The following is a 21,512-nucleotide window of genomic DNA, read 5'->3' as shown; positions in this document are numbered from 1 at the left end:
CGGAAGCACGTGGGCGGGTGGGTTCAGAGCAGGTCGATCAGCCGTTGGATGTCGGACTGGTCGTTGTAGAGGTGAAGGCTTGCCCGGACTCTGCCGCGGCGCAGCGAGACGCGGACGCCGTGGGAGTCGAGGCGTGCGATCATGGCCCCGGGGTCAGGGGCGGGGAAGGCGACGATGCCGGATTGGGCAGTGTCGACTGCGGGGTTCAGGCCGGCCTCGGTGAGGCCGATGATGAGCCGGTCGGCGAGGTCGAGGACGTGGCGTTCGATGCGGGCGATGCCGGCCTCCTCCAAGAGGGAAAGGGCGGCGTCGAGGGCGAAGAGCCCCGCGAAGTTGTGGTTACCGACTTCGAAGCGGGCCGCGGAGCCCAGTACGGAGGCGTTCTGGAAGTCGCCGAGGTCGGACTCGTGGAGACCCTCACGCTGGACGCCGGCAACCGACAGGAACGGTGGACGCAACCGATCGAACCAGTCGGCACGGCAGTAGAGGACGCCAAGCCCGTACATGCCCAGCAGTCCCTTCTGGGTCGCGGCGGCCAGCGCGTCGACGTCGTCTCGATGCACGTCGATGTCGACGACGCCGGCGGCCTGGGCCGCGTCGACGAGGAAGAACGCTCCGTGGGCATGGGCGACCTGGGCGATGGCGGCGAGATTGGGCCGTGCGCCGGTCCAGGCGGAGACCGCCGAGAGGGTGACGAGCCGGGTGCTGGCGTCGATGGCCGCCTCGATGTCCTGGGCGCGCACGACTCCGCCGGGGCCGACCGGGGCGGTGCGGATGTTCACGCCGCGGTCCCTCAAGTGAACCCATGGGTAGACGTTGTTGGCGTGCTCGAACTCGGGGCTGACCAGCACGCTGTCGCCGGGCTGCAGCTGAAGGGCCGCCCCGATGGTGTTCAGCCCGTCAGAGGTGTTCTTCATGAACGCGATCTCGTGGGCGTCGGCGCCGAGGAAGGCGGCGGTGCGGGCGCGGATACGCTCGACGCGGGCGAGCCACTCGTCCTTGTCGGCACCGCGGGCGCGGCACACCGTAAGGTATTCGAGCATCTCCCGGTGCACCCGATCGGCCATCGGGGCGCGGCCGGCGACATCCAGGTACGTCAAGTCGTCCAGCACCCGGAACTCCTGCCGGGCGACCTGGAACGCGGCGGTGTCGGTCGTGGTCGTGCTCATCGGCCTGCCTCTCCGTAACCGGCGCCACCGGGGGTCTCCACGCGCAGCACGTCCCCGGCACGCAGCAGCAGGTCGCGGGCTATGCGCGGCAGCTCGGTCTCGTCCTCGGTGCCGGGGTTGAGCAGGAAGCGGCCGGGGGCGCCGTCGCCGCCGCCGGCCACGCCGAGCGCCGGTTCGACGTGGCGTTCGCCGGTCAGGCTGATCTGCGCGCTCTCGGACAGGATGCGGTAGTCGCGCCGGATGCCGCGGCCCCCGCTGTGCGCGCCGACGCCGCCGGAGCCGTCGCGCAGCTCGTAGCGCTCGATACGCAGCGGGAATGCCCGCTCGAGGGCCTCCACGGGCAAGTTGGCGGCGCCGGAGGCGTAGATGCGGACAGCGTCCAACCCGTCGTAGGCGGCGGTGGCGCCTAGTGCCCCGGCGATGGTCTCGTAATTGACGAAGTAGCTGCCGCTGCGGTCGTCCAGCCCTGCGAGGACGACGAGCTGGTGCGGTCCGGAGCCGGCGACGATGCGGTCCGGGGCGGCCAGTGAGAGCACTCCGGCGATGGCGTCGGCGAGCACGCCGCAGCTCAGCGCGCGGGCGCCTACCGGCGCGGGCTCCACAGGATTCACGATCGTGCTTTCCGGGGCGTGGATCTCCACGCTCCGGTAGAAGCCGTCGTTGGTGGCGATCCCCGGGTCCAGCAATGTCTTCACCACGCAGAACGCGGTCGCGGCCGTGGCGGCAAGCGGCACATTGCGGGCATAGGGCATCTGGGGGCTGGAACCGGCGAAGTCGAAGATCAACCGTCCGTCTCGGACTTCGAGGCGGACGTGGATGCGCAGGGGGGTGCCGTCCGGCAGCGGATCCATGTACTCGTCGTGTTCGTACACGCCGGGAGCGATCTCGGCGTAGCGGGCACGGATGCGCTTCTCGGTGGCCTCCAGCAGCGCCTCAAGGTAGCCGCGGAGGTTCTCGCTGCCGTAGCGGTCGTCGAGTTCAATGAGCCGCTGCTCGGCGACCCGGTTGGCGGCGATCTGGGCGCGCAAGTCGCCGCCCCGATCTCCGGGCACCCGGGAGTTGAGGGCGACGATCGCGATGACGTCCTCGTTGACCCGCCCGGCCTCCACGAGTCTGACCGGCGGTAGCCGCAGGCCTTCCTGGAAGATCTCGCGGCAGTCGGCGGACTCGCTGCCGGCGGCGATTCCGCCCACGTCGGAGTGATGGGCGGTGCTGGCGGCGTAGCCGATGAGCCGGTCGTGGCTGAAGATCGGGGCGACCACGTTCACGTCGGGAAGGTGGGAGCCGCCCCCGTGGTAGGGGTCGTTGGCCACGAACATGTCCCCGGGGCGCAGCGTGTCGGCGGGGTGGGCGCGATGCACGGCCTGGACCGAGCCGAGCAGGGATCCCATGTGCAGCGGCAGGCGCTGCGACTGGGCCAGGACGCGGCCTTCCGCGTCGAAGAGGCCGGTGGAGCAGTCGCCCCTCTCGCGGATGTTGGGCGAGTAGGCGGTGCGCATGAGCGCCCCGCTCATCTCCTCGGTGATCGCGAACAGGGCGCTTCCGATCACCTCGGTCGTGATCGGGTCCAGGCGGCCCGGCGTGGCCATGGTCTCGATGGTGGTGGTGGCGGGGGTCACTGTGCCTCCTCGATGATCAGGTTGAAGAACTCGTCGATGCGGGCGGCCTGCCCCGGGAGGATGATCGTCGTCGCGTCCAGCTGCCCGACGACCGCGGGTCCCTGGCAGCTCCACCCCGACGGCAGCGCTTCGCGCCGGTAGATCTCGGCCTGCTGCCAGGAGCCGTCGACGAAGATGTCACGGATGGTGGGCGCGGGGTCGCCTTCCGGGATTCGCTCAGAGGACCAGGAGCGCTCGGCCGGGGCGGTCGCAGTCAGGCGCACCGCGACCACGCGTACCGGCTCTTCCGGCAGGGCATAGCCGTAGCGCTGCTCGTACAGTTTGTGGAAGTCGGCGACGGCCCGGCGCAGGGCATCCGAGTCGGGGTGCCCGTCCAGCGGTACTTGGAGCGCGTGGCTCTGGTTCGCGTAGTGCAGTTCGATGTGCCGCTCGAGCACGACAGCGTCGGTGACCGCCTCCACTTCCGCCCAGTGCGCGGCCCGCTCGTCCAGACGCTGGTAGGCGTGCGTGATGGCGGCGGCCCCGGCCTCGGTGGCCTCCGCGACGCAGGTGGCGCCGAAGTCGCCGCGCACATCGGCGCTGAGCGCTCCGTATGCGCACAGAATGCCGGGGGCCGGCGGGACGAGCACGCGACGGATGTCGAGTTCCCGCGCAAGCGCGGAGGCGTGCAGAGGGCCGGCGCCGCCATAAGGCACGAGAGTGAAGTCGCGGGGGTCGGTTCCGCGGGCGACAGAGACGGCCCGGACGGCGCCTACGAGGTCCGCTTGCAGTACCTTCAAGATTCCGTCTGCGGACTGCGTCGCGTCCAGGCCGAGCCCGTCACCGATCTGGGTCTCCAGCGCCCGTTCTGCCGCGGGAGTGTCCACGCGCAGTGTGCCGGCCAGCGGCGCATCTGAATGCAGGTACCCCAGAGCGCAGTCCGCGTCGGTCACGGTCGGGAAGATCCCGCCACGGCCGTACGCGACCGGGCCGGGCATGGCGCCGGCGCTCTTCGGGCCGACCTTCAGTAGCCCGCCGTCGTCAACCCAGGCGATGGAGCCGCCGCCGGAGCCGACGGAGACGACGTCCACCATCGCCCCCATGATCGGGCGCCCGTCCATCTCCCGCTCATGCACGATCGGGATCCGTCCGTCCCGGATGAGGCATACGTCGGTGCTGGTTCCGCCCATATCGAAGGTGATGATGTCGCGAATGCCCGCCTCGGAGGCCAACTGGACCGCACCGAGCACCCCGGCGCTCGGGCCGGAGAACAGGGTGGACACCGGTAGCTCGCCGGTAGTCGTTATGGAGGCCAGGCCGCCGTTGGATTGCACCACTCGCACCGGTGGGGTGATGCCGGCCGCGGCGACTCCGTCGGAGAGGTGGTCCAGATAGCGGCGCATCACCGGAACCAGCGACGCGTTCACCGCGGTCGTGCTGAACCGCTCGTACTCCCGATACTCGGGGTGCACCTCACTCGACACCGACACAGAAGCGCCGGGCAGCGCCTCGTGGAGACGCTGACGGATCTTGTTCTCCTGGGCGCTGTCCGCGTAGGAATGCAGCAGACATACCCCCACTGCCTCCACGGCGGCGGCCCGCAGTCGGTCTATCGCGGCTTGGAGCTCCTCCTCGTCGACCGGCTGCACCTCGCTGCCGTCGGCGGCCAGACGCCCGCCGACCTCGATCCGCAACTCACGAGGCACAACCGGCTCCGGCTTGCGCACAGCCATGTCATACAGATGCGGGCGCCGCTGGCGTCCGAGCTCTAGCACGTCCCGGAACCCCGAGGTCGTCAGCAGGCCGGCGCGGGCCGCGTTCCCTTCCAGCACCGCGTTGACCGCGACCGTCGTGCCGTGATTGAACCGGCTGATCTCCGCATGGGGCACATTGTGGTCGGCGAGCAGCCCAAGGACGCCGGAGAGGATGGCCTGGGACGGGTCCTCCTTGCTGGACGGAACCTTCCGAACAGCGATCAAGCCCCGTTCCTCATCGACCAGTGCGATGTCCGTGAACGTCCCCCCGGTGTCGACCCCGACTCTCCACGCCATGCGTGTTCCTCCTCCGTGACATTGAGTGACTCGGAGACTAGCCAGCAAACCGTCAGCTGTGCAAGCGATTTCGCGCAGGTAAACAGGTCTGCAATTTCCCTTGCAAACCTTGCAGTTCTGAAGCATTGTCGTAATGCGCGCATCGACCAGAACGAGAGGGAGAACATGGCAGAGCTGGACGATATTAGGGGGCGCCTGCTCGGGCTCGCACCCACACTCGGCAAGGCGCAGCGGCAGGCCGCGCGCGCGATGCTCGAAGACATCGAGGCCGTCGCCTATCTCACCGCGGCGGAGCTTGCCGAGCACGCTGGGGTGCACACCGCCACGGTCGTGAGACTCGCGCAGCATCTTGGATTCGACGGCTACCCCCACCTCCAGCGCTCGCTGCGTGCCACCCTGTCGCAGTACTCACGATTCCTGCAGGCGATGGAGGACGAAGTCGAGTCCGGGACCGCGGCCGCAACGGTATCGGCGGTCCTTGCACAAGCGCGACGGAACCTTGAGCACCTCTCCCGGCGCATCTCGCCGGATCTGCTGGCCAACGTCGCGGAGACCCTGTCCTCCGCGCAGACGGCCCTGGTCCTCGGCCTCGGCGCAGCCGCCCCTGTCGCAGCGCATCTAGCGTCGTCGCTGCGCCTTCTCGGGATCTCGGCTGATCAGCCGATAGACACGGTCTCCGCGGCTCAGTATCTGGGCCTGCTCGGTGAGACCGATGCGGTCGTGGCCATCGATTTTCATCGGTACTACCGCGTCACCGCAGACCTCGCCAGCGCCGCCGCGCGCTCAAACATCGCGGTGATCGCACTAACCGACAGCGAGATGTCACCCCTCGCGCCGATAGCCCGGCACACGATCGTCGTGCCGTCCGACAGCCCTACCCCGCGCACCTCTCTCGCGCCGGCGTTCGCCATCGTGGAAGCGATCATCGCTCTTACCGCCCGTGCCGACCGGTCGCGCGCTGAGGAGTCGATGCGGCGTATCGACGCTTCGCACTCCAATCTCAAAGTCTTCGTCGGGGACTAGTCCTACGTGCAGGGAATACCTGTGGCCGCCGAGAAGATGGACGCCGAGTCGGCGGGGAGTCGCATTGCTGGCCCTCTGGCCTCGCTCGCAGTCTTGAACACGGCTGCAGGTTCCTGATGCGAAGCAATCACGACACGGTGTCCACGGCACATTTTCATCGAAGCCGGTCGCCATGCAGGATTTGTGAATCTTCTGTCGGCGCTCGATCACCTCGGCGAGGGCCACCTGGACCAATCGCAAACGGCGTGTGGCCCCGCAGGAATCCTGCGGGGCCACGCGGACGGACGTCGTCGCCTCAGCTCTTCGCGCTGCTCAGGTCGTAGATGGTCTGGCCGCCGACGGTCTTCGCAGTGAAGTTCTTTGCGACCCACTGCTCGATCTGCGTCGCGTACGAGCTGCTGCCGCCCGGCATCCCGCCGCCCATGCCGCCCGAGGAGATGTAGTAGCCGATCTTGCCCTCGGCGACGTACTTCTTGAACTCGGCGAGGGTAGGGGCCGGGTCGCTGGACCAGCCGCCGATGGCCATGACGGCCGTGTCGGTGTCGAGCTCGAGCTGCGCGGCGGACTGCGAGCCGTTCACCGCGGCCGCCCACGTGGCATCCGCGGAGGTGAGCAGCTTCGTGAGCGCGCTCGAGGTGGTGCCGCCGCCCATGCCGCCGGCGCCCGCGCCGCCGCCTGAGGGCGCTCCGCCTTGGCCGCCATCGACCTGGCTCTGCGGGCCGCTTGTTCCGCCGCCGGGGAATCCCTGGCTGTCGGCATCCGGGTTGTCCGAATCCGTGCCAGAGCTCTGCGAGGACGAGCCGCCCTGCTGCGGCCCTTGGCCCGAGCTCGTACCCGGCGCGCCACCCGGAGCACCGCCCTGCCCGTCGCCCTGGCCGCCTCCCGGCATCCCGCCGCCTCCGAAGCCGCCCGACGACGAGCCGGCCGGCCCGACGCTCGGGATGGACCCGGTGTGTCCGACCGCGACGGTCGCGAGCGAGTAGGCGGTGGTCCCGGCGAGTCCGCTCACGATGCCGGCGAGCACGCCGACTGCGACCAGCTTGCGCATCGCGGGGACGCTGCCGACGAGGACCGCGGCGGCCGAGAGGATGCCGACCGCGAGGATCGTCCAGCGCAGCCAGGGCTGCCATGACGGGTTCTCGTTCAGCAGGCACCACGCCCAGCCCGCGCTCGCCGCGATCATCGCGGCGAGTCCGACCCGGCCGATCCACCGGCTGCGTGCCTTCCACAGCAGCGCGCCGCCGGTGCCGACGAGGCCGCCGATCGCGGGCACGAGCGCGACGGTGTAATAGGGGTGGATCGTGCCGGACATGTAGCTGAAGACGAGCCCGGTGACCACGAGCCAGCCGCCCCAGAGCAAGAGGCCGGCGCGTGCCGGGTCGGCGAGGCGGCGGCGACCGACGACGGCGAGACCGAGCACGAGCGCGATGAGCGCAGCCGGGATGAGCCAGGATGCCTCGAGCCCCATCTCGGAGGAGAAGAGGCGGCCCAGTCCGGTCGAGCCACCGAAGGACGAGCCGGCAGCCCCGCCCATGCCGCCCCCGCCGGGAGCGCCCCCGCCGTCGCCACCGCTGAAGTCCGGCATCCCGCTCTGCCCGCTCGTGCTGCCGCCCGGAGCGCCCCCGCCTCCGCCATTGCCGTCGCCGCCGAAGATGCGGCCGAGACCGTTGTAGCCGAAGACGAGCTCGAGCACCGTGTTGTTGGTGGAGCCGCCGATGTACGGCCGGGCGGACGCCGGCCACAGCGCCACGGCGAGCACCCACCAGCCCGCGCTCACGACGAGCGACCCCGCCGCGATGAGAAGCCCGACAATGCGGCGCCCCCAGCCGGTGCGCGCGGCGAGCAGGTAGACCACCGCGAACGCAGGCAGTACGAGCAGACCCTGCAGCATCTTCGTGAGGAAGGCGAAGCCGAGAGCGACGCCCGCGAGGGCGAGCCAGCGCCAACTGCCCCTCGGCAGCGCGCGGACGACGCAGTACGCCCCAGCCGTCATGAGCAGCACGAGCAGCGCGTCGGGGTTGTCGAAGCGGAACATCATCGCCGCGGCCGGCGTGAACGCCACGACGAAGCCGGCGACGAGCGCGCCCACATTCGCCGTCGTCGCACCGAGGCGCGTCAGCGTGCGGCGCACCGTGCCCCAGGTCAGGGCGACCGAGCCGACGGCCATGAGCGCCTGCGGGAAGAGCAGACTGAAGCTCGAGAAGCCGAACAGCCGCGCCGAGAGGCCCATCACCCACAGCGACGCCGGCGGCTTGTCGACCGTGATGAAGTTCGCCGAGTCCAGCGAGCCGAAGAACCACGCCTTCCAGCTCTTCGTTCCGGCCTGCACGGCGGCCGCGTAGAAGCTGTTGGCGTAGCCCGAGACCGTGAGGTCGGTGAGATAGACCACGGCCGTGACGGCGAGCAGCAGCCAGAACGCGGGCCGCAGCCAGCGCGGGTCCCCCGGTGAGCCGAGAAAGAGACGACGCAGTGCGTCGCCGCGGCGACGAGGGGCGGATGCCGCGCCGGGGTGTTCGGCGACGGCATCCGTGTTCTCGGTGAGCGGGTGGTCGGTGGTCGTGAGTTGCACGAGGGAGGTCTCCATGTCGGTGGATGTCTGATCAGTTGGCGTCAGCTAGCAGTGGCGGACGACGAGGCCTGGGTGCTCAGGTCGTAGACCGTGACCCCGCCGACCGTCCTCGCGGTGTAGGTGGCCTCGACCCAGCTGGCGATCTTGCTCGCCACGTCGCTGCCGCCGTTGGACTGGCCCACGGAACCGGCGATGTAGTAGTGGATCTTGCCCTCCGCGACGTACTTCTTGAACTGGGCGAGGGTCGGCGACGGATCGCTGCCGTTGAAGCCGCCGATCGGCATCACCGAGTCGCCCGTCGCGAGCTGGTAGCTCGCGGCCTCGTTCGAGCCGGTGGTCGCGGCGACCCAGGTGTAATCGGATGCGTCCTTCTCGAGCAGCGCGGTGAGCGCGCCGCTGACGGAGGTCCCGCCAAGCAGCCCGCCGCCGGCGCCGCCCGGACCGGGCAGTCCACCCTGGGGCGCTCCTCCACCACCGGACGCGCCCTGACCGCCGCCCTGGCGCGGACCGGGTCCGCCTTGCCTGCCGCCCATGCCGCCTGGGGCTCCCCCGCCCATCGAGCCAGCAACGGCCGGCCCCGCCGTGACGATCGACCCGGTGTGGGCCGTTGCGACGGTCTCGAGCGTGTAGGCGAGCGGCGAGACGAGCCCGACGACGATGAGCAGCACGAGCACGGCGGGCGCCACCCGCTTGCTGAGCCACGGCAGCGCGACGACGGCAGCCGCGGCGGCAATGCCGAGCACAAGCACCACGACTTTGAGCCAGGGCAGCCACTCGCTCGCCCGGGCGAGCAGCACCCACGCCCACAGCGCCGTGCCGATCGAGGTCGCAGCGAGCAGGATGCGGACCCAGAGCCGATCGCGTGCGGCCCAGACCACCGTGCCGGATGCCGCGAGCAGGCCCGCGAGCGGAGCGGCGAGCGCCACCGTGTAGTAGGCGTGGAAGATGCCTCCCATGAAGCTGAACGCGAGCAGGGTGACGAGCAGCCAGCCGCCGAAGGTGGCGATCATGACGCGCTTTGTGTCCGTGCGCGGGGCGCGCCCGATCAGCACGAGCGCGGCGACCATCAGGGCCAGCGCGGCCGGGATGAGCCACGAGATCTGACCCCCGATCTCGTTCTCGAACAGGCGGAACAGGCCCGTCGAGCCCCATGACCCTGCACCGCCCCCGGCCGCAGTCCCCATACCACCGGTCACGCTGCCGGTCTCGTTGCCGGTCAGCCGGCCGAAGCCGTTGTAGCCGAAGGTCAGCTCGAGGAAGCTGTTGCTCTGCGAGCCGCCGATATATGGCCGGTCGGCTGCGGGAACGAGCTCGACGACCGCAACCCACCACCCCGCGGAGACGATGACGGCGCCGAGCGCGGCGAGCAGGTGCACGACGCGCCTCAGGACGCCGGTGCGCGCGAACGCGAGGTATGCCCCCGCCAGCACAGGCAGGATGAGGAACGCCTGCAGCTGCTTCGTCAGGAATCCGAAGCCGACCGCGATCCCGGCGAGCGCCAGCCAGCGCAGCCGTTCGCGTTCGATCGCGCGGAGCGTGAAGACCACGGCGGTCGTCAGCAGGAGCAGCAGCAGGGCGTCCGGGTTGTTGAAGCGGAACATCAGTGCCGCGACCGGCGTGAGGGCGAGGGTACCGCCCGCGATGAGTCCCGCGACAGCCCCGAAGCGATGCCTTACGGCGAGATAGACGATCGCGACCGTCGCCACGCCCATGAGCGCCTCGGGAAGCAGGATGCTCCACGAGCTCAGTCCGAAGACGCGGGCGGAGAGCTCCATCAGCCAGAGGCTGGCGGGCGGCTTGTCGACGGTGATCGAGTTGCCGGCGTCGCTCGAGCCGTAGAAGAAGGCGACCCAGCTCTTCGTGCCGGCCTGCACTGCTGCCGAGTAAAACGTGTTCGCCCATCCGCTCGCGGCCAGGTTCCACACGTAGAGGACGCCGGTGACGAGAAGAAGGCCGGCGAAGGCGATCCATTCCCTGCGGAGCCCGACGCCGCGCGTGGATGCCGCGGCGCGGGGCCGGTCTTCTTCCCGGGCGACCTTGATCGCGGTGACGAGGCTCATCGCTTGCCTGCTTTCTGCTCGACGAAGTCGGATGAGGGGGAAACGACACCGATGGGCACAGTCAGCGGCTTGACGGCGGCCCGCGGCGGGGCTCCGGCAGCGCCGTCGCGCCTGCGGCGGAACACCCACCACCGCAGGAGCACGAAGCGCACCAGGGTCGCGACCACGTTCGCCGCGGTCAGCACGACGACTTCGACTCCATGGCCCGCGCCGGAGTACCAGGCGTGAAGTCCGAGCAGCGAGCCGCTCGTGATCAGCCAGGCGAGTCCGAAGACGACGAGTCCCTGGGCGTGGTGGGTCGCCGCGTGCGATCTGCCCCGCACGCCGAACGTGAAGCGGCGATTCGCCGCGGTGTTCGCGACCGCGGTGACGAGCAGTGCCACGAAGTTGGCGGCTTGAGCGGGGATCGCGTGCGCGAGCACGAGATAGAGCACCGCATAGGCGACCGTCGACAGCCCGCCGATCATCCCGAAGCTGAGCAGTTGCATCAGGAGACCGTTGCGATGCCCTGCCGGCGCGCTGAGCGGCTGGCGGCCGAAGCGAGCGTAGAGCTCGCCCACCGGAAGGCGCCCCTTCGCAAGGTCGCGTGAGACGCGCCACATGCCTTTGATGTCGGCGGCCGCGGTGGCGACGATGTCCACCGAGCTGTCGGGGTCGTCGACCCAGTCGACCGGCACTTCGTGGATGCGCAGCCCGGACCGCTCGGCGAGCACGAGCAGCTCCGTATCGAAGAACCAGCCCGTGTCCTGCACGTACGGAAGCAGTTCGCGCGCCACGTCGGAGCGAATCGCCTTGAAGCCGCACTGAGCGTCCGAGAACTTGGCGTCCATCATGGTGCGCAGCATGAGGTTGTAGCTGCGCGAGATGAACTCGCGCTTGCCGCCCCGGATGACCCGTGAGCTGCGCGCCAGGCGCGTGCCGATCGCGAGGTCGGAGTGGCCCGAGAGCAGCGGCGCCACGAGCGGCCGCAGGGCGCGCAGATCGGTGGAGAGGTCTTCGTCGAGATAGACCAGAACCGCGGCAGGGGAATCCGACCACACCGCCTTGAGCGCGCGGCCGCGGCCCTTCTGAGGCAGATGCACGGCGCGAACGCCCTCGAGTTCCTCGGCCAGCCGGTCCGCAATCGCCGGCGTGGCATCCGTGGAGGCGTTGTCTGCGATTGTGATGCGCCAGCTCTCGGGCACTGCAGCCGACAGGAAGTCCTGCAGCTTCGTGACGCTGCGCTCGAGGGTCGCCTGTTCGTTGTAGACCGGCATGACGATGTCGATGTCCAAGCCGGGCGGATCCGTTGGTTCGCCGTGGGGACGTGCTGTCTCGCTCATGCCTTCAAGGCTGGTTCGGCGTTCTTCCTGGTTTCTTATTCGCGCCGTGCGGAGGACGAGAGGAAGCTATGCATTTCCTAGCCCTTCCTCATCGAAGCGGGCCCGAGGCCGCCCGCCTGAACGCACGAAAGGCGACCCGATCGGGTCGCCTTTCGTGCTCAACACCGTGTGACAGCGCCTCGCGCCGACCAGCCGAATGGTGGAGATGGGGGGAATTGAACCCCCGTCCATCGCTGTGGTCGTCCGCATTCTCCGGGCGCAGCCGCGCTTATCGCTTTACTCGGTCCCGAGGCTAGGTGGCGGCCACCACCTCGACGGACCCAGCCCTAGTGCGAGTCCCCGACCGCCCTAAGGCGTAACGGTCGAGCAAGCCTTCTAGATGACGCCAGACCCGGGTGGAAGGCTAGTAACCGGGCTGACGGCCGATGTAAGTGTCCGCTTAGAGGAACTTAGGCCGCGAGAGCGACCTGAGCCTTGGCGGAGACGGCAGTGCTGTTGGAATTGGCACTTATGTTTTGCGAGGGGCGTTTACGAGATAACCCCGCATCCTCGGCCCGCTTCTCAGACTCGCTCAGGCGATGTCGAAACCGATCATCCCCATGAGGGGCGGTCGGGCGGGCGCTGTCACACGCTGTCGAGTTGTTGCAGTTGCACGCGCTCACAGAAGAGCGGCTCACCAATATACAACGGATACCTTGCGCCAGGATTCCCTAGCATGGAGTCATGGCGCAGATCAGCTCGCCCGATGTCGATCAGGAGCTGGAGCAGCTTCTGCAAGACCAGACGAGGCGCGGCACGCCGTGGCGCACCATCGTCTGGAACGACCCCGTCAACCTCATGTCATACGTGGTCTACGTCTTTCGCAGCTACTTCGGCTTCGAAGAAGACAAGGCCACGAGGCTCATGCTCGCGGTGCACCGGGAGGGCAAGGCGATCGTGGCGCAGGGCACCCGCGAAGAGATGGAGCGGCACGTGCAGGCGATGCACGAATACGGCCTGTGGGCCACGCTCGATCGGGCAGAGCTGTAAGGAGCACCCGCCGAGTGGCGCACATCAAGACGACATACGACGGCCGCGTGAGCGCCGAATTCGACCCCATCGAGCGCGACATGCTCGCGCAGCTCACGAATGAGCTCATCGATTTGCTGACGCAGGCGGATGCCGGCCCCGATGCGGCCGCCGACCCGAGCCTTCCCCGCGACCCCGCCCTCGAGCGGCTCCTCCCCGACGCCTACCGCGACGACGCCGAGTCCGCTGCCGAGTTCCGGCGCTTCACCGAGGACGACCTCGTCGCGCTGAAGACGGGGAACGCTCTCGCGCTGGCTCGTGCGGCGGCGGCATCCGGCCCCGTGATCCTCGACGAGCGCGAGGTGCTGCCCTGGCTGCGGGCCATCACCGATCTGCGTCTCGCGCTCGCGACGCGCCTCGGAATCGAGACCGACGAGGACGAGGGCTCGAACGACCCGGAACTCGCGCCCGCGAAGGCCGCCTACTGGTGGCTCGGCGAGCTGCAGGAGCGGCTGATCAGGGTGCTGTAGCAGCTTCCCGCAGCTACTCCCCCAGGTGGTTGCGCTGCCGCATCGCGCGTTCGGCCTCGCGCTTGTCCTGCCGCTCGCGCAGCGCCTGGCGCTTGTCGTAATCGCGCTTGCCCTTGGCGACCGCGATCTCGACCTTCGCGCGCCCGTCGCTGAAGTAGAGCTGCAGCGGGATGATCGTGTACCCGCCCTCTTTCACCTTGTTGGCGAGCTTGACGATCTGCTGCTTGTGCAGCAGCAGCTTCCGCTTGCGGCGCGGCGCGTGGTTGTTCCAGGTGCCGTCGAGGTACTCGGGGATGTACACCGCATCGAGCCACGCCTCGCCGGCGTCGACGAAGGCGTAGCCGTCGACGAGGGACGCGCGCCCCTCGCGCAGGCTCTTGACCTCGGTGCCGGTCAGCACGAGGCCCGCCTCATAGGTGTCTTCGATCAGGTAGTCGTGCCGGGCCTTGCGGTTGGTGGCGACGACCTTCTGACCACGTTCGCGTGGCATCCGCTCAGTTTATCGTGCGCGTCTGCGCGACTCAGACGCGCAGGTACCTGCTGATCGCGATGTTGCTCGCGATCGCGGCGACCACGATCGCGGCGATCACCAGGATCGGCGCAACCGTCAGCGCATTGCCCGTGCCGACGAAGTTCGTGAACGGGATCGACGCCTGCAGATACCCCTGCACGAAGAACTTGACGATGCCCCATGTCGCGATGCCCGCGAGCACCGAGCCGATGACGGCGGCGAAGACGCCCTCGAGGATGAACGGCGTCTGGATGAAGCGGTTGGATGCCCCGACGAGTCGCATGATCGCGAGCTCGCGCCTTCGTGAGAACGCCGAGAGCCGGATCGTCGTCGCGATCAGCAGCGCAGCCGCCACCAGCATGACGACCGCGATCGCGATCGCTGTGAAGCTCGCGACGTTGAGCATCGAGAAGATCTGGTCGAGGTACTGCCGCTGATCTGTGACCGACTGCACGCCCGGCAGGTTCGAGACGCTCTCGACGATCACCGCCGACTGGTTCGGGTCTTTCAGGTTGATCCAGAACGTCTGGTTCAGCAGGTCGGGGGTGACATAGTCGGCGACCGGGTTGTTCTTGAACTGCTTCTTGAACTCGGCGAAGACCTGGTCGTGGTTCTCGAACGTCGACTTCTTAATGAACTTCGCGAGGGCGGGTGACGCCAGCTCCTTCTTCACGGCGTCGATCTGCTGCTGGGTGGCGTCCCGGCCGGTGCAGGTGTCGGAGGAATCCGTCGCCGTGCACATGTAGACGGCGACCTGGGCCCGGTCGTACCAGTAGCCCTTCATCTGGCCGATCTGCATCTGCATGAGGATGGCGGCGCCGACGAAGGTCAGCGAGATGAATGTGACGAGGATAACCGAGACGACCATCGAGAGGTTGCGGCGCAGGCCGCTCGCGGCCTCCGTCCAGACGAGTGCGAATCGCATTACTTCACCGGCCCCACGTTCTGGTCGTACTCCTGCCCGTCCGTGCCGTTCGCGCGCAGCCCGAGGCGCTCGGCGAGCGAGATCTCGGCCTCTGCCGGGCGCTGCACGGGCGTCGCGCTCGTGATCGGGCGCACGTTGTTGCTCTGCTCGGCGGGCTCGTCGGCGGATGCGGCGGGCGCGGGCTCGCCCGCGGGCTTCGCCACGGGCGCGACGGGCACGACGACGCCCGTGGCGAGCTGCACGGTCTGCGGCTCGGCCGGGGCGGGTGCGGGCTTGGTCAGCGGAATGGCGGCCGTCACGCCGTAGCCGCCGTGGCGCTCGTCGCGCACGATCTGGCCCTGCGAGAGCTCGATGACGCGCTTCTTCATCTGGTCGACGAAGTGCGCCTCGTGGGTCGCCATGATGATGGTGGTGCCGCCCGCGTTGATGCGCTCGAGAACGCTCATGATGCCGGCGCTGGTGGCGGGGTCGAGGTTTCCGGTCGGCTCGTCGGCCAGCAGGATCTGCGGCTTGTTGACCACGGCACGGGCGATGGCGACGCGCTGCTGCTCGCCGCCGGAGAGCTCGTGGGGCATCCGCTGCGCCTTGCCGTCCAACCCGACCATCTTGAGAACGTCGGGCACGGCCTCCTGGATGAAGCCGCGCGACTTGCCGATCACCTGCAGCGTGAACGCGACGTTCTGGTACACCGTCTTGTTGGGCAGCAGGCGGAAGTCCTGGAACACGACGCCGAGGTTGCGGCGGAAGTACGGGACCTTGCGGCTCGAGATGGTGCCGAGATCCTGGCCGAGCACGTGGATCTTGCCCTTGGTCGGCTTCTCCTCTTTGAGGATCAGGCGCAGGCAACTGGACTTGCCGGAGCCCGACGCGCCGACGAGGAACACGAACTCGCCGCGTTGCGCTTCGAAGGACACGTCGCCCAGCGCGGGGCGATTCGTGCCGCGGTACTGCTTTGAGATGTGATCAAACCGGATCATGACCGGGCCAGGTTAGGCAGACCGGCGCGGGATTCCGGCTAGCGACTCGCCCTAATCGTCGCTCGGCTGCTTGCGCCAGCGGATGCCTGCGGCGATGAGCCCGTCGAGATTGCCGTCGAAGACCGTCTGCGGGTTGCCGACCTCGTAGCCGGTGCGCAGGTCCTTGACGAGCTGCTGGCCGTAGAGGAAGTAGGAGCGGATCTGATCGCCCCAGCTCGCGGTGATGTTCCCCGCGAGCTCCTTCTTCTTGGCGGCCTCCTCTTCGCGCTTGAGCAGCAACAGGCGGTTCTTGAGCAGCGCCATGGCGGCGGCGCGGTTCTGGATCTGCGACTTCTCGTCCTGCATGGAGATGACGATGCCGGTCGGGAAGTGGGTGATGCGCACGGCCGAGTCGGTCGTGTTGACGCTCTGGCCGCCGGGGCCCGACGAGCGGAACACGTCGACGCGGATGTCGGTCTCGGGGATCTCGATCTCGCCGGTCTCCTCGAGCAGCGGGATGACCTCGACGGCCGCGAAGCTCGTCTGGCGCTTGTCGGCGCCGCCGAACGGGCTGATGCGGGCGAGGCGGTGCGTGCCGGCCTCGACGCTCAGGATGCCAAAGGCGTAGGGCGCGTCGACCTGGAAGGTCACCGACTTGATGCCGGCCTCTTCCGCGTAGGAGGTGTCGAGCACCTTCGTCGGCCAGCCCTGGCGCTCGCAGTACCGCAGATACATGCGCAGCAGCATCTCGGCGAAGTCTGCGGCATCGACGCCGCCCGCACCCGAGCGGATCGTGACGACCGCGGGCAGTGCGTCATATTCGCCGTCGAGCAGCGTCTGCACCTCGAGGTCGGCGACGGTCTTCGTGAGCTCCTCGAGCTCGTTCCTCGCCTCTTCCGCGACCTCGTCGTCGCCCTCGTCGTTGGCGAGCTCGACGAGCACCTCGAGGTCGTCGAGCCGCTGCTCGATGCCCGTGACCTTGCTCAGCTCGGCCTGCGCGCGGCTCAGCGCGCTGGTCACCTTCTGCGCCTTCTCGGGGTCGTCCCACAAGTCGGGAGCGCCCGCCTGCTCGCTGAGCTCGGCGATCGTCGCCTTCAGCCTGTCGACGTCGACGACGGCACGGATGTCTGAGAAGGTCGAGCGCACCTCGGCGATCTGGGCGCTCAAATCGAGTTCGATCATTTGCAGCCCAGCCTACCGGCGCGGTTCACCAGAACACCGGCCGCGCGCTTCCCTCGACCTCGATGCGCACCCCGTGCGGCACGAACGCCGAGAGCAGCGGCGGCCGCCACTGCTCGGCGAGGCGCACACGGGCGCTCCGCCCGTCGGGCGAGCCCGCGCTGACCAGGGCGACCGGGGTGCGGCGCCCCTGCGTCGCCGCGCTCAGATAGTCGGATGCCGCATGCCGCACCCGAGCGCCATCGAGCCGCGGGCGCACCTCGCCGCCCGCACCGAGCACGGTGGTCTCGACCGTGAAGGAATCCGCGCCGGCGAGCGCTGCGCCGTCGGCCAGCGTGTAGAGGCGCGAGCGCTCGAGGTAGAGCGAGGTCGCGGCGGTCACCACGAGGACCAGCGCGAGGGCGATCGCGAAGAAGCCGAAGACGAGAGGCAGGATGCTGCCGTCGTCGCTTCTCAGCCCCGGCGCCCGCACGCCGGTCACGGCGCGCCCCCGAGGCGGAACACGGGCGCGGTGGCCGTCGCGGCGACCGGCACCCTGGCGACCTTCTGCAGACCGAACACCGGTGGCACGAAGGGCAGCTCGACCTCGGTGCGGATCGTGGCGGTGACCCGCGTGCCGGCGGCGAGGCAGTCGGCGGCAGCCGCGCCTTCGCAACTCAGAATGAGGTCGCCGTCTCGGCGGGCGAGTCGCCGGTCGGCGAGGGCCACCGTCACCGCCCGGTCGGCGGAGGCACGGCCTCCGGCATCCGTCGCCGCCGCGACATACACGCGCGCGGCCTCGCGCGCCGCGCCCTCGACGGCGAGCGAGCCGCCCTGGATCGACGCCAGCGCGATGCCGAGGTACACGAGCGGCACCAGCAGGATGACGCCCGTGACGAGGAACTCGATCGGGGCGTTGCCGTCGTCGCCCGCGAGCCGCCTAACCCGCATCGACAGCCGCATGGCCACTCACCTCCAGCGCCCGACGGAAGCCGATGAGACCGATCACCGGAAGCGTCGTCTCGACGCGCACCTCGACGACCCGGATGCCGTCGTCGAGCTCGTACGCGGCCGTCACGTCGCCCGCATAGCGGCCGCCGAGCGACGCGGTGACGAGCTGCCGCGTTCGCGCCTCGCCGTCGCCCAGCGTGCCGTCGGCGAAGGCGGCGACGCGGGCACCCTGCGCCGCGGCGTCCTGCACGGTGTTGCGCACGAGCAGCACGAGCGTGAACTGCACGACGGCGAGCAGCAGCACGACAAGCAGGCCGCCCACCATCGCGAATTCGGCCGGGGCCGAGCCGCGCTCGTCGCGCAGCCGCCTCACGGGCCCGTCATGACGGAATTCACCGCGTTGGTGAAGACCTGAGTGAGGGTGTTTCCGGCCAGCGCCCAGATCGCGATCACGAGCCCGGCGGTCATGGCGGTGATGAGGACCCAGCCGGGGACATCCCCCCGGTCCTCGTCGCGCACGCGGCTCAGCAGCCACTTCATCTCTTCTCCTCCGTATCGGACGTACGAACGTCGTGGGTCGACAACGCGCCGCTTCACATGCCGGCACGCAGAATGAACACCCCGGGGAACACCGCGATCAGCACGGTGAGCGGCAGGACCCCGAAGATCAGCGGCACGAGCATCAGCACCTCTTTGCGACCCGCCACCTCGAGCAGCTCGCGCTTGCGCTCGCTGCGCGCGTCGGCGGCCTGTGCGCGCAGCACCTCGGCCAGCGGCGCCCCGCGCTCGAGCGCGCCGATGACCGCGTCGGCGAAGAGGGACAGCCGTGGAATCCGCAACGCCCTCGCCATCGCCTGCAGCGCGTCGGCGAGAGGAACGCCGAGGCCGACCTCGGCGACGACGCGGCGCAGCTCGAGCCCGAGCTCGCCGCTGCTCGCGCGCGCGACCCGCCTGATCGCATCGTGACTCCCCTCTCCCGCGGACAGGCTGAGCGCCAGCAGCTCGGCCACCGTCGGGAACTCCTCGGTCAGGCGTGCGAGCCGCCGCCGGGCCGCGCGGCTCAGCAGCAGGTCGCACGCCGAGAACGCGGCGAGGGCGCCGACGACGGCGAGTGCCGCCCAGGCGAGCGGCGCGACGGGCCGCGCGACGGCGAGGGCGCCCGAGACGGCCAGACCGACCGCGGCGCCCAGCCCCGTGGCCGCGAGCTGCAGCGCACGGAACGCGTCGACGCTGCGCGCCGAACCCGCTAGCCGCAGCCGGAGCGCCACGGATTCCTCGCCGCCGATCCACCGCAGCAGCGACGACCGCGCAGAGGCCGCGGCCGGCCCGAAGAGCGCGGCGAGGGCCGAGCCGCCCGAGCGGGCGGACCGCTCGACCTCGTCACGCGCCGCCGCCGACACATCGAGCAGATACGGCGCGAGGCGCGCCTCGAGCCGCGGCCGCCGCAGGGCAGGAACGGCGACGAGCATGGACCAAAGCCCGAGCCCCAGCACGACCCCGTCGATGACCGCCCAGGCGAGAAGGCTCATCGGAACCACCGCCGTTCCTCGGGCAGGCGGCCGATGGCGATCATGACCCGGTAGGCGACGACGCTCACGACCGCGGCGACGACGATGACGGTGGTGCCGGCGGCCGTGCCGTAGGCCTCGCGACCCTCGGGCCGGGTCGCGAGCAGCGCGAGCACGAGCCACGGCGCGGCCACGCCGAGGCGCGCCGCGTTGACGACCCAGGTCTGACGGGCGTGCAGCTCGTTGCGGGTGGCGGCGTCTTCGCGCAGGGACGCGGCGAGAGCGCGCAGCACCGAGACGAGCTCGGTGCCGCCGACCTCGCGCGCCATCTTCAGCGTCTCGATGATGCGATCGGCGACGGGGTCTGCGAGCTCTTCTTTGAGCGCGTCCGCGCAGCGCGCAAACGCGCCGGTCGCGCGGAAGTCGCGACCGAAGCGTGAGAACTGCTCGCGCGTCGCCTCGGGCCCGAGCGTCGCGAGCGCGGCGACCGCCTCGGGCAGCGCGACGCCGCTGCGCACCGCGGCGACCAGGTGATCGACCACATCGGGCCACGCACCCCGGGTCGCACTGCGCCGCGCGGCGAGCCGCCAGTTCACGAGCGCCCATGGCAGCGCTGCCCCGGCGCACCCCGCCGCGAGCGCGAACCCCGGCACGGAGAGCAGCGCTTCCGCGAGCGCCGCCGCGATGACCGCGGCGAGCACGGACAGCACCACGAACCCGGCGGGAGACAGGCCGGGGATGCCCGCCCGCAGCAGCCGGAGCCGCAACCGCTCCCCGGCGCGCTGCCGTGACGACGCGCGCCGCTCCGCCACCCGCCCCGACCGGCGGGTGGCGGAGGCGATGAGAAGCACTCCGGCGGCGAGAACGCCGCCGAGAAGCGCCCCGAGCCAGGCATCCGTCACCATGCGAACATCACCATGTCTCTGCCCGCCCGAGCACGATCGCCGGGTCGAAGCCGGCCGCCCGGTACTTGGCGAGCTTGGCGGGATGCCCGCCCGTGGGCCGGAGCTCGCCGCCTGCGCGCTGGAAGACCGCGCTCGCCTCGATCACGCCCGCGTTCACCGCGCCGGAGAGCGCGAGGATCTCGCTCACGAACCGTGTGCCGCTGCGATCGAGCTCGCAGAAGACGACGAGGTCGATGCAGTTCGCGACCGTGGGCACGATGAACCCGGCGTCGATGTTGCGGCCGGCGAGCAGCGGCAGCGTGCAGAGCTTGGCGAGCGCATCTCGCGCGGAATTGGCGTGGATCGAGCACGCTCCGGGGACGCCGGCGTTGAGGGCGAGCAGCAGGTCGAGCGCCTCGGCCTCGCGCACCTCGCCCACGACGATGCGGTCGGGCCGCATGCGCAGCGCCTCTTTGATGAGGCGCCGCAGGGTGATCTCGCCCGACCCTTCGAGCGACGGCTGGCGGCATTGCATGGCGACCACGTCGCGCACGGCGAGATCGAGCTCGAAGGTCTCCTCGACGGTGACGACGCGGTCGGTTCGGCGCGCGGCCGACATGAGCGCCCCGAGCATGGTGGTCTTCCCGCTCTGCGTCGCGCCCGCGACGAGGATGTTGCACCCGGCCAGCACCGACATGCGCAGGAACTCGGCTGCCTGACGACTGAGCGAGCCGAGGGCGACGAGCTGCTGCAGCTCGCGGATGCGCGAGGAGAACTTGCGGATGTTGACCGACCATGCACGGCTCACGTCGGGGATGACGACGTGCAGGCGCGAACCGTCGGCGAGCGAGGCATCGACGAACGGCTGGCTGACGTCGACGCGGCGACCGGAGTCTGACAGCATCCGCTCGACGAGATCGCGAACCTCTCCCTCGGTCAGGACCACGGGGGTCAGCTCGGACTTCCCGCCGCGCGCGACGAAGACCCGGTGCGGCTGGTTGATCCAGATCTCTTCGACCTCGGGGTCGTCGAGGTACTGCTGCAGAGGGCCGAGCCCGCTCACGGCCGCGACGACCTCGGCCTCAGCCGCCCGCTCATCGGCGAGCAGCGGCACCGTGCCGCCGAGCGCGAGCTCGGAATAGCGGCGCACCTCGTCGCGGGCGAGCTCTGCGGCCACGGCCCGACCGGCGTCGCCGCCCTGCAGGCGTACGCGTTCGCGCACCCGGTCGGTAATCTGCCGCACGGCATCCGTCATGGAAGGCAGGATGCCGAACAACCGTCATCGCCCG

At 69.8% G+C, this 21,512-nt stretch carries 20 protein-coding genes and 1 other RNA gene; 3 read left to right on the top strand and 18 right to left on the bottom strand.

The window, feature by feature from the left end:
• Positions 1 to 23: 23 nt before the first annotated feature.
• The 3 genes from ABD716_RS04585 to ABD716_RS04575 are packed head-to-tail and all read right to left on the bottom strand — an operon-like array spanning position 24 to position 4,818.
• Positions 24 to 1,169 (bottom strand): aminotransferase class V-fold PLP-dependent enzyme, encoded by a 1,146-nt coding sequence (locus ABD716_RS04585; protein WP_344774263.1) that lies wholly within the window; start codon positions 1,167 to 1,169, stop codon positions 24 to 26.
• Positions 1,166 to 2,788: a hydantoinase B/oxoprolinase family protein gene (locus tag ABD716_RS04580; RefSeq protein ID WP_344774261.1), complete on the bottom strand. Its 1,623-nt coding sequence runs from the start codon at positions 2,786 to 2,788 to the stop codon at positions 1,166 to 1,168. The genes ABD716_RS04585 and ABD716_RS04580 overlap by 4 nt, the downstream gene beginning before the upstream one ends.
• Positions 2,785 to 4,818, bottom strand: a complete 2,034-nt coding sequence (locus ABD716_RS04575; protein WP_344774259.1) for a hydantoinase/oxoprolinase family protein — start codon at positions 4,816 to 4,818, stop codon at positions 2,785 to 2,787. The genes ABD716_RS04580 and ABD716_RS04575 overlap by 4 nt, the downstream gene beginning before the upstream one ends.
• 165 nt (positions 4,819 to 4,983) lie before the next feature.
• Here ABD716_RS04575 and ABD716_RS04570 point away from each other — a divergent pair, with 165 nt between their 5' ends.
• On the top strand, positions 4,984 to 5,841 hold the full coding sequence (locus tag ABD716_RS04570) for a MurR/RpiR family transcriptional regulator (protein WP_344774257.1): 858 nt from the start codon (positions 4,984 to 4,986) through the stop codon (positions 5,839 to 5,841).
• A 295-nt stretch (positions 5,842 to 6,136) separates the two neighbouring features.
• On the opposite strand, the gene ABD716_RS04565 is transcribed toward ABD716_RS04570, so the two are convergent.
• The 4 genes from ABD716_RS04565 to ssrA all read right to left on the bottom strand — a co-directional run bounded on the left by ABD716_RS04565 (position 6,137) and on the right by ssrA (position 12,391).
• A complete protein-coding gene (locus tag ABD716_RS04565; RefSeq protein ID WP_344774255.1) occupies positions 6,137 to 8,425 on the bottom strand; it encodes an ArnT family glycosyltransferase in 2,289 nt (762 codons plus the stop codon).
• Positions 8,426 to 8,451: 26 nt separating this feature from the next.
• Positions 8,452 to 10,470 (bottom strand): ArnT family glycosyltransferase, encoded by a 2,019-nt coding sequence (locus ABD716_RS04560; protein ID WP_344774253.1) that lies wholly within the window; start codon positions 10,468 to 10,470, stop codon positions 8,452 to 8,454.
• Positions 10,467 to 11,792, bottom strand: a complete 1,326-nt coding sequence (locus ABD716_RS04555) for a bifunctional glycosyltransferase family 2/GtrA family protein (protein WP_344774251.1) — start codon at positions 11,790 to 11,792, stop codon at positions 10,467 to 10,469. The genes ABD716_RS04560 and ABD716_RS04555 overlap by 4 nt, the downstream gene beginning before the upstream one ends.
• A 197-nt stretch (positions 11,793 to 11,989) precedes the next feature.
• Positions 11,990 to 12,391: a transfer-messenger RNA gene (ssrA, locus tag ABD716_RS04550) on the bottom strand.
• Between the two features lie 124 nt (positions 12,392 to 12,515).
• Between ssrA and clpS the strand changes: the two genes are divergently transcribed.
• Both clpS and ABD716_RS04540 read left to right on the top strand, forming a co-directional pair.
• The gene (gene clpS / locus ABD716_RS04545) at positions 12,516 to 12,821 is read left to right on the top strand and encodes an ATP-dependent Clp protease adapter ClpS (protein WP_344774249.1); all 306 of its coding nucleotides are present in this window, start codon (positions 12,516 to 12,518) and stop codon (positions 12,819 to 12,821) included.
• A 14-nt stretch (positions 12,822 to 12,835) separates the two neighbouring features.
• Positions 12,836 to 13,330: a DUF2017 family protein gene (locus ABD716_RS04540; RefSeq protein ID WP_344774247.1), complete on the top strand. Its 495-nt coding sequence runs from the start codon at positions 12,836 to 12,838 to the stop codon at positions 13,328 to 13,330.
• A gap of 13 nt (positions 13,331 to 13,343) precedes the next feature.
• Here ABD716_RS04540 and smpB read toward each other — a convergent pair whose 3' ends face one another.
• The 11 genes from smpB to ABD716_RS04485 are packed head-to-tail and all read right to left on the bottom strand — an operon-like array spanning position 13,344 to position 21,478.
• Positions 13,344 to 13,820 (bottom strand): SsrA-binding protein SmpB, encoded by a 477-nt coding sequence (gene smpB / locus ABD716_RS04535; RefSeq protein ID WP_344774245.1) that lies wholly within the window; start codon positions 13,818 to 13,820, stop codon positions 13,344 to 13,346.
• A 31-nt stretch (positions 13,821 to 13,851) separates the two neighbouring features.
• A complete protein-coding gene (ftsX, locus tag ABD716_RS04530; RefSeq protein WP_344774243.1) occupies positions 13,852 to 14,766 on the bottom strand; it encodes a permease-like cell division protein FtsX in 915 nt (304 codons plus the stop codon).
• Positions 14,766 to 15,743: a cell division ATP-binding protein FtsE gene (gene ftsE / locus ABD716_RS04525; RefSeq protein WP_344774241.1), complete on the bottom strand. Its 978-nt coding sequence runs from the start codon at positions 15,741 to 15,743 to the stop codon at positions 14,766 to 14,768. Before ftsE ends, ftsX begins: the two co-directional genes overlap by 1 nt.
• A gap of 51 nt (positions 15,744 to 15,794) precedes the next feature.
• On the bottom strand, positions 15,795 to 16,904 hold the full coding sequence (gene prfB / locus ABD716_RS04520; protein WP_344774239.1) for a peptide chain release factor 2: 1,110 nt from the start codon (positions 16,902 to 16,904) through the stop codon (positions 15,795 to 15,797).
• Between the two features lie 25 nt (positions 16,905 to 16,929).
• Positions 16,930 to 17,382, bottom strand: a complete 453-nt coding sequence (locus ABD716_RS04515) for a pilus assembly protein TadG-related protein (protein WP_344774237.1) — start codon at positions 17,380 to 17,382, stop codon at positions 16,930 to 16,932.
• Entirely contained in the window at positions 17,379 to 17,843 is a 465-nt protein-coding gene (locus ABD716_RS04510; RefSeq protein ID WP_344774235.1) for a TadE family protein, read from the bottom strand. Before ABD716_RS04510 ends, ABD716_RS04515 begins: the two co-directional genes overlap by 4 nt.
• Positions 17,821 to 18,204: a TadE/TadG family type IV pilus assembly protein gene (locus tag ABD716_RS04505; RefSeq protein ID WP_344774233.1), complete on the bottom strand. Its 384-nt coding sequence runs from the start codon at positions 18,202 to 18,204 to the stop codon at positions 17,821 to 17,823. Before ABD716_RS04505 ends, ABD716_RS04510 begins: the two co-directional genes overlap by 23 nt.
• On the bottom strand, positions 18,201 to 18,371 hold the full coding sequence (locus tag ABD716_RS04500; RefSeq protein WP_344774231.1) for a hypothetical protein: 171 nt from the start codon (positions 18,369 to 18,371) through the stop codon (positions 18,201 to 18,203). Before ABD716_RS04500 ends, ABD716_RS04505 begins: the two co-directional genes overlap by 4 nt.
• A 53-nt stretch (positions 18,372 to 18,424) precedes the next feature.
• Complete coding sequence (locus ABD716_RS04495; RefSeq protein WP_344774229.1) at positions 18,425 to 19,360, bottom strand: type II secretion system F family protein; 936 nt, start codon at positions 19,358 to 19,360, stop codon at positions 18,425 to 18,427.
• Entirely contained in the window at positions 19,357 to 20,244 is an 888-nt protein-coding gene (locus tag ABD716_RS04490) for a type II secretion system F family protein (RefSeq protein WP_344774227.1), read from the bottom strand. The genes ABD716_RS04495 and ABD716_RS04490 overlap by 4 nt, the downstream gene beginning before the upstream one ends.
• A gap of 7 nt (positions 20,245 to 20,251) precedes the next feature.
• Positions 20,252 to 21,478 (bottom strand): TadA family conjugal transfer-associated ATPase, encoded by a 1,227-nt coding sequence (locus tag ABD716_RS04485; RefSeq protein WP_344774225.1) that lies wholly within the window; start codon positions 21,476 to 21,478, stop codon positions 20,252 to 20,254.
• Positions 21,479 to 21,512 lie beyond the last annotated feature (34 nt).

The organism is Gryllotalpicola kribbensis (genome assembly GCF_039538245.1).
Lineage (GTDB): Bacteria > Actinomycetota > Actinomycetes > Actinomycetales > Microbacteriaceae > Gryllotalpicola > Gryllotalpicola kribbensis.
This window is presented reverse-complemented; position numbering and strand designations above follow the sequence as displayed.

Excerpts from the sequence above, each read along its gene's own strand:
- ABD716_RS04585 (WP_344774263.1), bottom strand. The coding sequence starts at position 1,169 with ATGAGCACGACCACGACCGACACCGCCGCGTTCCAGGTCGCCCGGCAG.
- ABD716_RS04575 (WP_344774259.1), bottom strand. The coding sequence starts at position 4,818 with ATGGCGTGGAGAGTCGGGGTCGACACCGGGGGGACGTTCACGGACATC.
- ABD716_RS04570 (WP_344774257.1), top strand. The coding sequence starts at position 4,984 with ATGGCAGAGCTGGACGATATTAGGGGGCGCCTGCTCGGGCTCGCACCC.
- ABD716_RS04565 (WP_344774255.1), bottom strand. The coding sequence starts at position 8,425 with ATGGAGACCTCCCTCGTGCAACTCACGACCACCGACCACCCGCTCACC.
- ABD716_RS04560 (WP_344774253.1), bottom strand. The coding sequence starts at position 10,470 with ATGAGCCTCGTCACCGCGATCAAGGTCGCCCGGGAAGAAGACCGGCCC.
- ABD716_RS04555 (WP_344774251.1), bottom strand. The coding sequence starts at position 11,792 with ATGAGCGAGACAGCACGTCCCCACGGCGAACCAACGGATCCGCCCGGC.
- clpS (WP_344774249.1), top strand. The coding sequence starts at position 12,516 with ATGGCGCAGATCAGCTCGCCCGATGTCGATCAGGAGCTGGAGCAGCTT.
- smpB (WP_344774245.1), bottom strand. The coding sequence starts at position 13,820 with ATGCCACGCGAACGTGGTCAGAAGGTCGTCGCCACCAACCGCAAGGCC.
- ftsX (WP_344774243.1), bottom strand. The coding sequence starts at position 14,766 with ATGCGATTCGCACTCGTCTGGACGGAGGCCGCGAGCGGCCTGCGCCGC.
- ftsE (WP_344774241.1), bottom strand. The coding sequence starts at position 15,743 with ATGATCCGGTTTGATCACATCTCAAAGCAGTACCGCGGCACGAATCGC.
- prfB (WP_344774239.1), bottom strand. The coding sequence starts at position 16,904 with ATGATCGAACTCGATTTGAGCGCCCAGATCGCCGAGGTGCGCTCGACC.
- ABD716_RS04510 (WP_344774235.1), bottom strand. The coding sequence starts at position 17,843 with ATGCGGCTGTCGATGCGGGTTAGGCGGCTCGCGGGCGACGACGGCAAC.
- ABD716_RS04500 (WP_344774231.1), bottom strand. The coding sequence starts at position 18,371 with ATGAAGTGGCTGCTGAGCCGCGTGCGCGACGAGGACCGGGGGGATGTC.
- ABD716_RS04495 (WP_344774229.1), bottom strand. The coding sequence starts at position 19,360 with ATGAGCCTTCTCGCCTGGGCGGTCATCGACGGGGTCGTGCTGGGGCTC.
- ABD716_RS04490 (WP_344774227.1), bottom strand. The coding sequence starts at position 20,244 with ATGGTGACGGATGCCTGGCTCGGGGCGCTTCTCGGCGGCGTTCTCGCC.
- ABD716_RS04485 (WP_344774225.1), bottom strand. The coding sequence starts at position 21,478 with ATGACGGATGCCGTGCGGCAGATTACCGACCGGGTGCGCGAACGCGTA.